This window comes from Streptomyces sp. NPDC002328 (assembly GCF_042890065.1).
GTDB lineage: Bacteria > Actinomycetota > Actinomycetes > Streptomycetales > Streptomycetaceae > Streptomyces.
In genome coordinates this window covers 648228-662728 of the sequence record NZ_JBIARQ010000001.1, presented here as the reverse complement: position 1 = coordinate 662728, position 14501 = coordinate 648228, and the positions used below count along the sequence as shown (strand labels likewise).

At 69.4% G+C, this 14501-nt stretch carries 13 protein-coding genes; 8 read left to right on the top strand and 5 right to left on the bottom strand.

All coding sequences use genetic code 11. From position 1 onward, the window contains the following. Window positions 1-28 precede the first annotated feature (28 nt). On the bottom strand, window positions 29-1246 hold the full coding sequence (locus ACFYX4_RS02995) for an alpha/beta hydrolase (RefSeq protein WP_389324789.1): 1218 nt from the start codon (window positions 1244-1246) through the stop codon (window positions 29-31). A gap of 92 nt (window positions 1247-1338) precedes the next feature. After that, window positions 1339-1983: a TetR family transcriptional regulator gene (locus ACFYX4_RS02990; RefSeq protein WP_389324786.1), complete on the bottom strand. Its 645-nt coding sequence runs from the start codon at window positions 1981-1983 to the stop codon at window positions 1339-1341. 66 nt (window positions 1984-2049) lie between these two features. Here ACFYX4_RS02990 and ACFYX4_RS02985 point away from each other — a divergent pair, with 66 nt between their 5' ends. Then, window positions 2050-3669 carry an MFS transporter gene (locus ACFYX4_RS02985; protein ID WP_389324783.1) on the top strand — a complete coding sequence of 540 codons (1620 nt, stop codon included), beginning with the start codon at window positions 2050-2052 and terminating at the stop codon, window positions 3667-3669. Between the two features lie 330 nt (window positions 3670-3999). On the opposite strand, the gene ACFYX4_RS02980 is transcribed toward ACFYX4_RS02985, so the two are convergent. Together ACFYX4_RS02980 and aceE are read right to left on the bottom strand one after the other, a co-directional pair. After that, window positions 4000-4737 carry a potassium channel family protein gene (locus tag ACFYX4_RS02980; protein WP_389324780.1) on the bottom strand — a complete coding sequence of 246 codons (738 nt, stop codon included), beginning with the start codon at window positions 4735-4737 and terminating at the stop codon, window positions 4000-4002. A 92-nt stretch (window positions 4738-4829) separates the two neighbouring features. After that, the gene (gene aceE / locus ACFYX4_RS02975; RefSeq protein ID WP_389324777.1) at window positions 4830-7577 is read right to left on the bottom strand and encodes a pyruvate dehydrogenase (acetyl-transferring), homodimeric type; all 2748 of its coding nucleotides are present in this window, start codon (window positions 7575-7577) and stop codon (window positions 4830-4832) included. 342 nt (window positions 7578-7919) lie between these two features. On the opposite strand from aceE, the gene ACFYX4_RS02970 reads away from it, so the two are divergent. From ACFYX4_RS02970 to ACFYX4_RS02945, 6 genes are all read left to right on the top strand, one after another. Continuing rightward, complete coding sequence (locus tag ACFYX4_RS02970; RefSeq protein WP_266396452.1) at window positions 7920-8357, top strand: DUF3052 domain-containing protein; 438 nt, start codon at window positions 7920-7922, stop codon at window positions 8355-8357. A gap of 139 nt (window positions 8358-8496) precedes the next feature. Further along, the gene (locus ACFYX4_RS02965) at window positions 8497-8955 is read left to right on the top strand and encodes a peroxiredoxin (protein ID WP_389324774.1); all 459 of its coding nucleotides are present in this window, start codon (window positions 8497-8499) and stop codon (window positions 8953-8955) included. 113 nt (window positions 8956-9068) lie between these two features. Beyond that, entirely contained in the window at window positions 9069-9644 is a 576-nt protein-coding gene (locus tag ACFYX4_RS02960) for a calcium homeostasis/redox stress adaptation protein (RefSeq protein ID WP_389324771.1), read from the top strand. Window positions 9645-9761: 117 nt separating this feature from the next. Further along, window positions 9762-10337, top strand: a complete 576-nt coding sequence (locus tag ACFYX4_RS02955) for a TerD family protein (RefSeq protein ID WP_389324768.1) — start codon at window positions 9762-9764, stop codon at window positions 10335-10337. 48 nt (window positions 10338-10385) lie between these two features. Next, on the top strand, window positions 10386-11528 hold the full coding sequence (locus tag ACFYX4_RS02950) for a DUF475 domain-containing protein (RefSeq protein ID WP_389324765.1): 1143 nt from the start codon (window positions 10386-10388) through the stop codon (window positions 11526-11528). Between the two features lie 97 nt (window positions 11529-11625). Further along, window positions 11626-12363 (top strand): Tellurium resistance, encoded by a 738-nt coding sequence (locus ACFYX4_RS02945; protein ID WP_389324762.1) that lies wholly within the window; start codon window positions 11626-11628, stop codon window positions 12361-12363. A 10-nt stretch (window positions 12364-12373) separates the two neighbouring features. Here ACFYX4_RS02945 and ACFYX4_RS02940 read toward each other — a convergent pair whose 3' ends face one another. Next, a complete protein-coding gene (locus ACFYX4_RS02940) occupies window positions 12374-13150 on the bottom strand; it encodes a TerD family protein (protein ID WP_389324759.1) in 777 nt (258 codons plus the stop codon). 170 nt (window positions 13151-13320) lie between these two features. Between ACFYX4_RS02940 and ACFYX4_RS02935 the strand changes: the two genes are divergently transcribed. Beyond that, window positions 13321-14487 (top strand): HpcH/HpaI aldolase/citrate lyase family protein, encoded by a 1167-nt coding sequence (locus ACFYX4_RS02935; protein WP_389324756.1) that lies wholly within the window; start codon window positions 13321-13323, stop codon window positions 14485-14487. The last annotated feature ends 14 nt before the right edge of the window (window positions 14488-14501 follow it).

Here is a 14501-nt window from a genome sequence, read left to right as displayed (position 1 = left end):
CCTCGCGCACGCCGCAATTCCTGCGCCTCTACGCGCGTCCGGCCGTCGTCGTGTCGGACAAATCCTCCCGGCAGCCGTCATCGTCCACGGCGCAGCTCACCGAGTCGTACGCGCCGGTGCCGATGCCGGCGAAGTTGCGCAGGCTGTCCGTGCCGGGCTCGAAGTAGCCGGCGTGGCCCCTGGCCTCCCGCGCGGACAGCACCCGCGCGCCGAACGCGGACGACACCGGGTCCTCGCCGTGGCCGAGGCCGCCGAGCTCCAGATAGGGCACGTCCTGCACCCAGTCGTCGGCGTCCCGCATCGCCCACACCCGGGCGGAGGTGCCCAGCTGCGCGGCCTTCTCCACCCGCATGCCGGGGCTGCCGGCCACCGCTATGTCGGTCACCCGCTCCGGCAGCGTGCGCGCGGCGACCCCGCACACCACGGAGCCGTAGCTGTGGCAGAACAGCGAGACGGGCGCGCTGCCGGGCAGGGCCCGCACCAGGGCGTTCAGCCGGACGGCCCCGTACCCGGCGCGCATCGCGGTCGCCGAGTCGATGCCGAGACCGGCGGGGGAGGTGTAGTCGGCCCAGGCGATCACGGCGGTGCGGGTCCTCGGGCTCACCTCGCGCTCGGCCGCGTATAGGGCCTGGGCCATGCCGACGGGCGCCGAGTACTTGCGGTAGGTGCGCTGGAAGGTCAGCAGCGCGGTGTCGACGCCGGGGACGACGACGGAGATCCGCTCGGCCCGGTCGACGTCGCCGAAGACCTCGGCGGCGCGGCCCGCGCCGTCCGGATCGAAGGCGAGGATCTGGCGCCGGCCGTCGCTCATCGACTCGTAGCGCTGCATCCGACGGCCCGCCTCGTGCTGGCCCGCGGCCGAGAGCCGCCCGTCGTGCAGCCGCGCCCGCTCGATCCGGACCTGCTCGCGCAGCGCGACACGGTTGGCGCGGTAGCGCAGCTCGGCCGGAGCGCCGTTCATGTTGCCGACGGCGAGCGGGTAGCGGTGCGCGAGCGCCGTGCGCTGGGCTGCGCTGAGGGAGGCGAAGAACCGGGCCAGCCGGGCCGGGGCGGCGTCCGGGTCCGGCAGCCTGCGCCCGTCGACGCGGCCCTCTTCCCAGGCGGTGAGCGACGCGCGCAGAGCGGTGCTCTCCCGCTGGTGGCGTACGGCGGTCCAGCCGGTGGTCGCCAGCATCACGAAGACCACGGCCAGGGCGAGCAGCAATCGCCCCATGTTGAGTGGCGGGGAGGAGTCGAAGGAAGTCACTGGAAGGACACACTAGGAGAACGGGATGGTCTCGGGAGGCCTGAGTGACAGGGATCACGTTTCGATAACCGTGATGATGGTCATGAGATCTCTCAGGCCCTGTGCGCGCTTCCGGCCGAGCGCCAGTCTCCCATGAGCGCCGGCCCCACCTGATCCAGGTAGCGCGACGTGAGCGCGCGCATCCCCTCCAGGCTGAAGTCCCCGCCGGTGCTCCACTGCCGTTCCGTCAGCCGCATCACACCGCCGAAGACCGCCACCGCGAGCCGCGGCCGGGGATCGGCCTCCACGTCGAGCCCCTCGCGCTCGGCGAGCACCCGCGCGATCGCCTCCTCGGCCTCGACCGAGTGCCGCAGATGCGCGGCGAGCAGCACCGGCGTCGACTCGATCACCCGGTACATGCGCAGATACAGCTCCACCGGCACGACGCACTCCACCACCTCGTGCAGCGAGGTCCAGCCGTCCAGGACGGCCTGGCGCAGCGCCTCCAGCGGCGTCTCGTGCGACGGGCGCGCGCGCACCGCCTCCACGAAACGGGCCACCGTCATGTCCGCGACCGCGAGGGCTGCCTCCTCCTTGCCGGCGAAGTAGCGGAAGAAGGTGCGCTGCGAGACGTCGACCGCCTCGGCGATCTCGTCGACGGTCGTCCGCTCGTACCCCTGGGTGGTGAACAGTTCGAGCGCCGAGCGCAGCAGCGCGTCCCGGGTGCGCTGCTTCTTGCGCTCACGCAGAGTTTCCATATGTGTCAGTTACCGACTTGTGAATTGGTTTGTCAATTGTCAGCGACTGTCACTAGCCTCGAACGCATGACTAGTCAGACCACCGTCGACAAGACGGGACCGGGGGACGGGGCGCCCCTCGACCCGTCGGACCAGCCACCGGCCAAGGGGCTGCGCGGCCACCCGTGGTTCACGCTCATCACCGTCGCCGTCGGCGTGATGATGGTGGCCCTCGACGGCACCATCGTCGCCATCGCCAACCCGGCGATCGCCAGCGACCTGGGCGCCACCTTCGCCGAGGTGCAGTGGATCACCAACGCCTACTTCCTCGCCCTCGCGGTCTCCCTGATCACCGCGGGCAAGCTCGGTGACCGCTTCGGTCACCGCCAGACCTTCCTGATAGGCGTCGTCGGCTTCGCCGCCGCCTCCGGCGCGATCGGCCTGTCCGACAGCATCGCGCTGGTCGTCACCTTCCGCGTCTTCCAGGGGCTGTTCGGCGCGCTGCTGATGCCGGCCGCGCTCGGCCTGCTGCGCGCGACCTTCCCGGCCGAGAAGCTGAACATGGCCATCGGCCTGTGGGGCATGGTCATCGGCGCCTCCACCGCCGGCGGTCCCATCCTCGGCGGCGTCCTCGTCGAGCATGTCAACTGGCAGTCGGTGTTCTTCATCAACGTGCCGGTCGGCGTCCTCGCCCTCGTGCTGGGCGGGCTGATCCTGCGCGACCACCGCGCCGAGAACGCCCCGCGCTCCTTCGACGTGCTCGGCATCGCCCTGCTGTCGGCGGCGATGTTCTGCCTCGTCTGGGCCCTGATCAAGGCCCCCGAGTGGGGCTGGGGCGACGGCAAGACCTGGGCGTTCGTTTTCGCCTCGCTGGCGGGCTTCGTGCTCTTCGCCTTCTGGGAGACGAAGGTCCGCGAGCCGCTGATCCCGCTGGCGCTGTTCCGCTCCGTGCCGCTGTCCGCGGGCGTGGTGCTGATGGTCCTGATGGCCATCGCCTTCATGGGCGGGCTGTTCTTCGTGACGTTCTACCTCCAGAACGTCCACGGCATGAGCCCCATCGACGCCGGTCTGCACCTGCTGCCGCTCACCGGCATGATGATCGTCGGCTCGCCGCTCGCCGGCGCGATGATCACCAAGTGGGGTCCGCGCATCCCGCTGGCCGGCGGCATGGCGGCCACCGCGATCGCCATGTACGGCATGTCCACGCTGGAGACGGACACCGGCAGCGGGGTGATGTCCCTCTGGTTCGCCCTGCTCGGCCTCGGGCTCGCGCCCGTCATGGTCGGCGCGACCGAGGTCATCGTCGGCAACGCCCCGCTGGAGCTGTCCGGCGTGGCCGGCGGGCTCCAGCAGGCCGCCATGCAGATCGGCGGCAGCCTCGGCACGGCCGTGCTGGGCGCCGTGATGGCCTCCAAGGTGGACAGCGACCTGCCCGCCAACTGGAAGGACGCCGGTCTGCCCGAGCTCACCCCGGCCCAGCTGGACCAGGCCTCCGAGGCGGTCCAGGTCGGCGTGCCGCCGGTCGCCCCGGGCACCCCGGAGGCGGTCGCCGCCAAGATCGCCGGTGTCGCGCACGACACCTTCATCTCCGGGATGAGCCTCGCGTCGCTCGTCGCGGCGGGGGTGGCCGCGGTGGCCGTGTTCGTCGCGCTGTTCACCAAGCGGGGGGTCAACGCGGAGGCGGGGGCGGGCGTCGGTCACATCTGACGGTGCCGTCCGGCCGGGCATAGCTGCTGTGGGCGGGGTACCCGTGTTCTGGAAGGAACGCGCGTGTACCCCCGCTCACGTGGCCGGAAGGGGTTACGGAACGGGCCGGACCGTGCGGTGAGTCGACCGGGTGGGTTTTCGTCGCCCCCGCCGCCCCTACCCGTCCCGTCCCCGGGGGCTGCGCCCCCCGGACCCCCCACCTTTGCCCACCCACCACCCGACTCGGTAGGTCGAGAGACTCGGTGGGGCGAGAGGGTGACCTCTTGTCCCACCGAGTCGGGTGGTGGGTGGGCGTAGGCCGGGGGTTCGGGGGCGGAGCGCCCGAGGGGGTCAGCTGCCGCCGGTGCGGGACTGCAACGCCGCCACCTCCGCGCGCAGCGCCCGTACCTCCTCCGTCAGCGCCAGGATCGCCTCCGTCTGCTGGCGTTCCTCCACGTCGTCCTTCTCGAACCGCTCGATGAACCACGCCGCGATGTTCGCGGTCACGACACCCAGCAGTGCGATCCCGGACAGCATCAGGCCCACCGCGATCATCCGCCCGAGCCCCGTGGTCGGCGCGTGGTCGCCGTATCCCACGGTCGTCATCGTCGTGAAGGACCACCACAGGGCGTCACCCAGTGTGCGGATGTTCCCGTCCGGCGAGTCCCGCTCGACCGACAGCACGGCGAGCGACCCGAACATCAGCAGCCCGACGACCGCCCCCGCGACGTACGTCGTCACCCGTATCTGCGAGGCCATCCGCGCCCGCTGCCCCACCAGCAGCAGCGTCGACACCAGCCGCAGCAGCTTCAGCGGCTGGATCAGCGGCAGCAGGACCGCCGCCAGGTCCAGCCAGCGCGTGCGGACGAACTCCCGCCGGTCCTCGGTCAGCGCCAGCCGCACCCCGTAGTCCCCGGCGAACGCCGCCCACACCGCCCACTCGACCGCCGTGCACGCGACCGTCAGCGACTTCCCCGCCGAGGTGTCGACGATCGGCAGGGCGTACGCCACGGCGAACACCACGGCGAGGGCCAGCAAGGGCCGTTGTGTCCGCTCTTCCCACCGCGCCTGCGCCGTTTCTTCCCGCATGCCCCGCATCGTAAAGAACGCGTATACGCGAAGGGGCGGCGAGGCCGAACCTCACCGCCCTTCGCTCACCCGCTCACCCGCTCAGCGCGCCGTCACGCGTCGCCGCCCGCCGCGCCCGGGTCCGCCGCCGCGACGTCCAGCAGCTGGTACCGGTCGACGGCCTGCTTCAGCGCCGACCGGTCGACCTTGCCCTCCTTGGCCAGCTCGGTCAGCACCGCCACCACGATCGACTGCGCGTCGATGTGGAAGTACCGCCGGGCCGCGCCCCGCGTGTCCGCGAAGCCGAAGCCGTCCGCGCCCAGCGACTGGTACGTCCCCGGCACCCAGCGCGCGATCTGGTCCGGCACCGCGCGCATCCAGTCGGAGACGGCCACGAACGGCCCCTCGGCCCCGGACAGCTTCCGCGTCACGTACGGGACGCGCTGCTCCTCCTCGGGGTGCAGCAGGTTGTGCCGCTCCACGTCGACGGCCTCGCGGCGCAGCTCGTTCCAGGAGGTCGCCGACCAGACGTCGGCCTTCACGTTCCACTCCTCGGCGAGGATCTTCTGCGCCTCGACCGCCCACGGCACGGCGACGCCGGAGGCGAGGATCTGCGCGGGGATCGAGCCCGAGGCGCCCTCGCTGAAGCGGTGGACGCCCTTGAGGATGCCCTCGACGTCCACGTTCTCCGGCTCGGCCGGGTGCTGGATGGGCTCGTTGTAGACGGTGAGGTAGTAGAAGACGTCCTCGCCCGGCTTGCCGTCCGCGGTCTCGCCGTACATCCGGCGCAGGCCGTCCTTGACGATGTGCGCGATCTCGAAGCCGAACGCGGGGTCGTACGCCACACAGCCGGGGTTGGTGGAGGCGAGCAGCTGCGAGTGGCCGTCCGCGTGCTGGAGGCCCTCACCGGTCAGGGTCGTGCGCCCGGCGGTCGCGCCCAGGACGAAACCGCGCGCCAGCTGGTCGGCCATCTGCCAGAACTGGTCGCCCGTGCGCTGGAAACCGAACATCGAGTAGAAGACGTAGACCGGGACGAGCGGCTCGCCGTGCGTGGCGTAGGCCGAGCCGGCCGCGATCAGGGAGGCCGTGCAGCCCGCCTCGGAGATGCCGTCGTGCAGCATCTGCCCCGTCGGCGACTCCTTGTACGCGAGCAGCAGCTCACGGTCGACGGACTCGTACTGCTGCCCCAGCGGGTTGTAGATCTTCGCACTCGGGAAGAACGAGTCCATGCCGAACGTGCGGTACTCGTCCGGCGCGATCAGCACGAACCGCTTGCCGATCTCCTTGTCCCGCATGAGGTCCTTCAACAGCCTGACGAACGCCATGGTCGTGGCGATCGACTGCTGACCGGAACCCTTCTTCACGGTCGCGTACGTCTTGTCGTCCGGCAGCGCGAGCGGCTTGGCGCGCACGACACGCGTCGGGACGTACCCGCCGAGCCCCTTGCGCCGGTCGTGCATGTACTGGAGCTCCTCGGAGTCGCGCCCCGGGTGGTAGTACGGCGGGACGCCGCCCTCCAGCTCCTTGTCGGAGATCGGCAGGTGCAGCCGGTCGCGGAAGCCCTTGAGATCGGCGACCGTCAGCTTCTTCATCTGGTGCGTGGCATTGCGGCCCTCGAAGTTCGGGCCCAGCGTCCAGCCCTTGACGGTCTTGGCGAGGATGACCGTCGGCTGGCCCGTGTGCTCCACGGCCGCCTTGAACGCCGCGTAGATCTTCTTGTGGTCGTGGCCGCCGCGCCCCAGGTGCAGGATCTGGTCGTCGGTCATGCCCTCGACCATCGCCCGCAGCCGCTGGTCGTCGCCGAAGAAGTGCTCGCGGATGTACGAGCCGGGCTCGGTGGCGTACGTCTGGAACTGGCCGTCCGGCGTCGTGTTCATCCTGTTGACGAGGATGCCGTCGCGGTCCTGGGCGAGCAGCGGGTCCCAGGTGCGGTCCCAGATCAGCTTGATCACGTTCCAGCCGGCGCCGCGGAACACCGACTCCAGCTCCTGGATGACCTTGCCGTTGCCGCGCACCGGGCCGTCGAGCCGCTGGAGGTTGCAGTTGACGACGAAGGTCAGGTTGTCCAGGCCCTCACGGGCGGCGATGGTCAGCTGGCCGAGCGACTCCGGCTCGTCCATCTCGCCGTCCCCGAGGAAGGCCCACACGTGCGACTTCGAGGTGTCGGCGATCCCGCGCGCGTGCATGTAGCGGTTCATCCGCGCCTGGTAGATCGCGCCGATTGGACCGAGGCCCATCGACACCGTCGGGAACTCCCAGAAGTCCGGCATCAGCCGCGGGTGCGGGTACGAGGACAGGCCGTGCGGCGTCTTCGACTTCTCCTGGCGGAACGCGTCCAGGTTCTCTTCGCTGAGCCGGTCGAGCAGGAACGCGCGCGCGTAGATGCCCGGGGAGGCGTGCCCCTGGAAGAAGACCTGGTCGCCGCCGTCGCCCTCGTCCTTGCCGCGGAAGAAGTGGTTGAAGCCGACGTCGTACAGCGACGCGGAGGAGGCGAAGGTGGCGATGTGGCCGCCCACGCCGATGCCCGGACGCTGGGCGCGCGAGACCATCACGGCCGCGTTCCAGCGGGTCGCGTTGAGGATCTTCCGCTCGATCTCCTCGTTGCCCGGGAAGAACGGCTCGGCCCGCGTGGGGATGGTGTTGACGTAGTCCGTGCTGCGCATCTCGGGCACGGCCACGCGCTTCTCGCGGGCCCGCTCGATCAGGCGCAGCATCAGATAGCGGGCCCGCTCACGGCCGCGCTCGTCGATCGCGGCGTCGAGGGAGTCGAGCCACTCCTGGGTCTCCTCGGGATCGAAGTCAGGAACCTGACTCGGAAGGCCGCCAATGATGATCGGGTTGCGATCGGATCCGGAAGCCACGCTGTTCCTTACTCTCGCTGTTCTCCAGTATCTGCACCGCCCCCATCGTGTACCTCGGGGCCGCAAACGTCATCTCTACCCAGAGGTAACCAGTACCCGTTCGAATCTCGTACCCATGGATGGTTCTCAAACGCGCAAAGAGGGCAGATAGGTGTGGTGTGTGTCACCGAAAGGCCCGGGTGGTGTGCCTGAAGTTGCGGCGACACGGCCAGGATCGTCACCGTTTCGGCGGTCTGAACCGCCGGGTACTTGCGCGATCCGTCCCGCCCGTGTGGACTACGGCCAATGCTTCGCGCACGCGCGTGGCTGAGTTATTCCCGAAACATGATCAGGAGGCAACCCGTGAGCGCGACCGCGGACCACGCGGAGGAGCGGACGAGCCCTGCCGTCAGGCTGGGTTTCCAGCCCGAGCAGGTGGTCCAGGAGATCGGCTACGACGACGACGTCGATCAGGAGCTCCGCGAGTCCATCGAGGAAGTCATCGGCAGCGACCTGGTGGACGAGGACTACGACGACGTTGCCGACGCCGTGGTGCTGTGGTTCCGCGACGAGGACGGCGACCTGACGGATGCGCTGGTGGACGCCACCACGTACATCGAAGAAGGCGGCTCGATCCTCCTCCTGACGCCGAAGACCGGCCGTACGGGGTACGTGGAGCCGAGCGACATCTCTGAAGCCTCGACGACGGCGGGTCTGTCGGCCAGCAAGAGCGTCAGCGTGGGCAAGGACTGGAGCGGCAGCCGGCTGGTGACGCCCAAGGCCGCCAAGTCCAAGAAGTGACCTCGACGAGGTAACCCGGTCCCATCGCCGCGGACGGGCTGAGCGAGCTCAGCCCGTCCGTCAGCTCCCCGTGACCGGCTGCGTAGGCTGGGGGCCGCCCAGACAGCCTCAGACAGCCTCACGAAGGGACAGCCCCGAGATGGCGATCCAGGTCGGCGACAAGGCCCCCGATTTCGAGCTCAAGGACAACCACGGCAGGACGGTGCGGCTGTCCGACTTCCGCGGTGCCAGGAATGTCGTCCTGATCTTCTACCCCTTCGCCTTCACCGGCGTGTGCACGGGCGAGCTGTGCGAGGTGCGCGACAACCTGCCGCGGTTCGCCGACCGTGACACCCAGGTGCTCGCCGTCTCCAACGACTCCATCCACACCCTGCGCGTCTTCGCCGAGCAGGAGGACCTGGAATACCCGCTGCTCAGCGACTTCTGGCCGCACGGCGAGGTCTCCCGCGCCTACGGCGTGTTCGCCGAGGACAAGGGCTGCGCGGTGCGCGGCACCTTCGTCATCGACAAGGAGGGCGTGGTGCGCTGGTCCGTCGTCAACGCGCTGCCCGACGCCCGCGATCTGGGCCAGTACGTCTCGGCCCTCGACACCCTGTGATTCTTCGGCCCCAGGGCCTGCGAGGGCCGGGAACCCGTCACTAGGATCGACTCGTTGATCCGATATCCGACGCACGACGGGGCTCCCCGCCCCTGGACACCAATGGAGGACTCGTGGGAGTCAGCCTCAGCAAGGGCGGCAACGTTTCGCTGACCAAGGAGGCCCCGGGCCTGACCGCGGTCATCGTCGGTCTGGGGTGGGACGTGCGCACCACGACCGGCACCGACTTCGACCTGGACGCCAGCGCGCTGCTGCTGAACAACTCGGGCAAGGTCGCCAGCGACGCCAACTTCGTCTTCTTCAACAACCTCAAGAGCCCCGACGGCTCGGTCGAGCACACCGGCGACAACATCACCGGTGAGGGCGAGGGCGACGACGAGCAGATCAAGGTCAACCTCGCGGCCGTGCCCGCCGAGGTGGAAAAGATCGTCTTCCCGGTCTCGATCTACGACGCCGAGAACCGCCAGCAGTCCTTCGGCCAGGTCCGCAACGCGTTCATCCGCGTGGTGAACCAGGCCGGCGAGGCGGAGATCGCCCGCTACGACCTCTCGGAGGACGCCTCGACGGAGACCGCGATGGTCTTCGGCGAGCTCTACCGGCACGGCGCGGAGTGGAAGTTCCGCGCCATCGGCCAGGGCTACGCGTCGGGTCTGCGCGGTATCGCGCAGGACTTCGGCGTCAACGTCTGAGCCGACTCGTTCACCGTCCGGCGCCGCACCGTTTACGGGCGGCGCCGGACGCGCAGGACAACCGAAGACAGGACAACCGAAGAAGCGAGACCGGACAGGCCTAAGGGGAGGACCAGCATGGGTGTCACGCTCGCCAAGGGGGGCAACGTCTCCCTGTCCAAGGTCGCGCCGAACCTCACTCAGGTGATGGTCGGCCTCGGCTGGGACGCGCGCTCCACCACCGGAGCACCCTTCGACCTCGACGCCAGCGCACTGCTGTGCACCGGCGGACGGGTCATGGGGGACGAGTGGTTCGTCTTCTACAACCAGCTCAAGAGCCCCGACGGCTCCGTGGAGCACACCGGCGACAACCTCACCGGCGAGGGCGACGGGGACGACGAGTCACTGCTCGTCGACCTCGGCAAGGTGCCGACCCAGTGCGACAAGATCGTCTTCCCCGTCTCCATCCACATGGCCGACGAGCGCGGCCAGACCTTCGGCCAGGTGAGCAACGCCTTCATCCGCGTCGTCAACCAGGCCGACGGCCAGGAACTCGCCCGCTACGACCTCAGCGAGGACGCCTCCACCGAGACCGCCATGATCTTCGGCGAGCTCTATCGCTACCAGGGCGAATGGAAGTTCCGGGCGGTAGGGCAGGGGTACGCGTCAGGGCTGCGGGGCATCGCTCTAGACTTCGGGGTCAATGTTTCGTAAAACCGCGTACGGCGCGGGGGACACCCGTACACAAGGATTGGGTAGCCAGTGGTTCTGAAAACCTTCGGGTGGTCGTTCGCGGTGACCGCGCTCGGCCTCGTCGCGGCGGTGTTCTACGGGGGGTGGACCGCTTTCGGCGTCGTGGCGATCCTGTCCGTCCTCGAGATCTCGCTGTCCTTCGACAACGCAGTCGTCAACGCCGGAATCCTGAAGAAGATGAACGCCTTCTGGCAGCGCATCTTCCTCACGATCGGCATCCTCATCGCCGTCTTCGGCATGCGGCTCGTCTTCCCCGTCGTCATCGTCGCGGTCAGCGCCCAGCTCGGGCCGATCGAAGCGGTCGACCTCGCCCTCACCGACAAGGACCGCTACCAGGAGCTCGTCACCGACGCGCACCCCTCCATCGCGGCCTTCGGCGGCATGTTCCTGCTGATGATCTTCCTCGACTTCATCTTCGAGGACCGGGACATCAAGTGGCTCGGCTGGCTGGAGCGCCCGCTCGCCAAGCTGGGCAAGGTCGACATGCTGTCGGTCTGCATCGCCCTGATCGTCCTGCTGATCACCTCGATGACCTTCGCCACCAAGGCCCACCTGCACGCCGGGCACGCCGACAAGGCCGAAACGGTCCTGCTCTCCGGTGTCGCCGGCCTCATCACGTATCTCGTCGTCGGCGGTCTCTCCAGCTACTTCGAGGACAAGCTCGAGGAAGAGGAGGAGCGCGAGCACGAGGCCGAGGAAGAGGCCAAGCGCAGCGGCAAGCAGCAGTCCGCCGTCCTCCTCGCGGGCAAGGCCGCCTTCTTCATGTTCCTCTACCTCGAGGTCCTGGACGCGTCCTTCTCCTTCGACGGCGTGATCGGCGCCTTCGCCATCACCAACGACATCGTCCTGATGGCCCTCGGCCTCGGCATCGGCGCCATGTACGTCCGGTCGCTCACCGTGTACCTGGTCCGCCAGGGCACCCTCGACGACTACGTCTACCTGGAGCACGGCGCCCACTACGCGATCGGCGCCCTGGCCGTCATCCTGCTCGTCACCATCCAGTACCAGATCTCCGAGATCATCACGGGCCTGATCGGCGTCGTGCTGATCGCCTGGTCCTTCTGGTCCTCCGTCCGCCGCAACCGCGCGCTTGCGGCGGCCGAGGGCGACGCCGGCTCGGACGAGAAGACCGAGGTCTCGTCCGGGGTGTGATCAGCTTCCGCGTGAGGAACGCTCTGTGCGGGGCGGCCGTCGAGGACGAGTCCTCGGGCCGCCCCGCCGGTCTATTTCAGTACACCTGGGGGCGGGAATGGGCTTCTTCGACGGACTGCGGCCCGGCCGGGCCGCCGACTTCGACTCGGGCAACGCGGCGACCAACGCGATCGAGCTGACCAAACGGCACAGCCAGGTCTCGCTCACCAAGCAGGACGCCGCCACCGGGCACCTGCGCGTCAACCTCACCTGGCGCATGCGCACCTCCGACATCGGCGGCGCGCACCGGGAGAGCCTGCTGCGCCACCCCTTCAAGGCGCTGCGCCCGCCGGAGGTCATGGGCCACAGCCAGAGCATGGTCAACGTCGACCTCGACCTGGGCTGCCTCTACGAGCTGGCCGACGGCTCCAAGGGGGTCGTACAGCCCCTCGGCGGACTGCTCGGGGACGTCAACGCGCCGCCCTATGTGAAGCTCACCGGCGACGACCGGTTCGGGTCGGGGTCCGGGGAGACGATGTACGTCAACCTCGACCACCGCGACGCCATCAAGCGGCTGCTGGTCTTCGTCTACATATACGACCAGACCCCGGCGTTCGACCGTACGCACGCCATCGTCACGCTCTACCCGAGCAACGGCCCGCGCATCGAGATAGGCCTCGACGAACGGCACCCGCAGGCCCGGTCGTGCGCGGTGGTGATGATCGAGAACGTGAAGGGCGAGCTGGTGGTACGGCGGGAGGTGCGCTTCGTCTACGGCTTTCAGGCGGAGCTGGACCGGCTGTACGGGTGGGGATTGCAGTGGGGCCGCGGGTACAAGGCCAAGGCAGAGAAGTGACGCGACCGCCCTAGCGCCCGATGAACTGGGGCCCCTGCGGCGGCATCCTGAACTCCTGGGTCTGAGCCGCCGCCGGGGCCGGCTGGGGGGCGTCCGGGTAGCCGTAGCCGTAGGTGGGGAGGTTCTGGGGGTAGCCGTAGGTGGCGGGGGGCTGCTGGGGGGTGGTCACCGTGGGCTGTTCCGGGGGGAGCGGCTGGGACAGGCTCGGAGTGGAGTCGGGGGCCGCCTGGGAGTCACCCTGCTCCGCCGACTCGTCCACCGAGATGCCGTAGTCGGTCGCCAGCCCCTTGAGGCCGTTGGTGTAGCCCTCGCCCAGCGCGCGGAACTTCCAGCCGTCCCCGCGGCGGTACAGCTCGCCGCAGATCAGCGCGGTCTCCTCGCCCGTCTCCGGGCGGATGTCGAACGTGGCCAGGGGGTCGCCGTCGACGGCCGCGTCGTACAGCAGGATGCTGAGTGCCCGTACGTGGTCGAAGGTGACGCCGTCCGCCGAAGCGACCAGGAGAATCTGACTGACGTCGGACTCGACACCGGCCAGATCCGTCTGGATCGTATCGGTGAGGCCCTCGGTGACCCGCTTGGCGCCGAGCCGCCACACCTTCCCGGAGGGGTGCCGGGGCTGGTTGTAGAAGACGAAGTCCTCGTCGGAGCGCACACGACCGTCGGGGCCGAGGAGCAGCGCGGAGGCGTCGACGGCCGGCACCCCCCGTCCGGGCGACCAGCGCAGCACGGCGCGCACCGTGGTGGCCTTCAACGGGACGTTCGACCCCTTCAGCATGGCGTGCGTCATGCGGTCATCCTGCCCTTTCGGTTCTGCTCACGACAACGCGGGGTACTCGGCCGTTCCGCGTTACCTGAAATTCATGGCCGGTGGGAACCCCAGACATCGGCCCCTACGTACTATTACCGGCCACCCTTCGCCGAAATCCACCGGCCTACCTTGCTCCACGGGGGAGATCCATGCGTCATTTCGGGCACCTCGCCCCTGAGGTGCGGCAGCGCCTCTTCCACCGGGAGCCGTGCGGGTTCGACGCCGACTCCCCGGGCCGGCTGCTCTCGGCCGCCCTGGGCGCCACGCTCTACAGTCCGGCCACCCGTCCCCGGCTGGCCGACGACATCGTCAAACAGGCCGGGCGCGGGGTGGTGTCCATGGTGCTGTGCCTGGAGGATTCCATCGGCGACGAGGACGTGGTGGAGGGCGAGGAGAACCTCGTCCGCCAGTTCACGGAGCTCGCCGCCCGGCCCGGCGGCGATCTGCCGCTGCTGTTCATCCGGGTCCGCACCCCCGAGCAGATCCCCGACCTGGTGCGGCGGCTCGGCCCGGCGGTGCGGCTGCTCAGCGGGTTCGTGTTCCCGAAGTTCACCGAGGAGCGCGGCATCCCCTTCCTGGAGGCCCTGACCGGCGCCGAGGTGTCGAGCGGGCGGCGGCTGTTCGCCATGCCGGTGCTGGAGACGCCGGAGCTGATGTACCGCGAGTCCCGGGTGGAGGCCCTGGAGGGCATCGCCCGCGCCGTCGAGAAGTACCGCAGCCGGGTCCTCGCCCTGCGCCTCGGCGTGACCGACTTCTGCTCCTCCTACGGGCTGCGCCGCTCCCCCGACATGACCGCCTACGACGTCCAGATCGTCGCCTCCGTCATCGCCGACGTGGTGAACATGCTGGGGCGGGCCGACGGCACCGGCTTCACGGTGACCGGGCCGGTGTGGGAGTACTTCCGGGTCCCGGAGCGCATGTTCAAGCCGATGCTGCGGCACAGCCCCTTCCTGTTGGGACAGGCCGTGGACCTGCGTGAGAAGCTGATCGAGCACGCGATGGACGGGCTGCTGCGCGAGATCTCGCTCGACCACGCCAACGGCCTGCTCGGCAAGACCTGCATCCACCCTTCGCACGTACCGGCCGTGCACGCGCTGTCCGTGGTCAGTCACGAGGAGTACAGCGACGCGGCGGACATCCTGCGGCCGGAGCGCGGCGGTGGGGGAGTGCTGAGGTCGGCGTACACGAACAAGATGAACGAGGTGAAGCCGCACCGCGCCTGGGCCGAGCGGACCATGCTGCGCGCGGAGGTCTTCGGCGTCGCCCACGAGGACGTGAGCTTCGTCGACCTGCTCGCCGCCGGAATCCCCGGCTGAGCCCGCCTCACCCC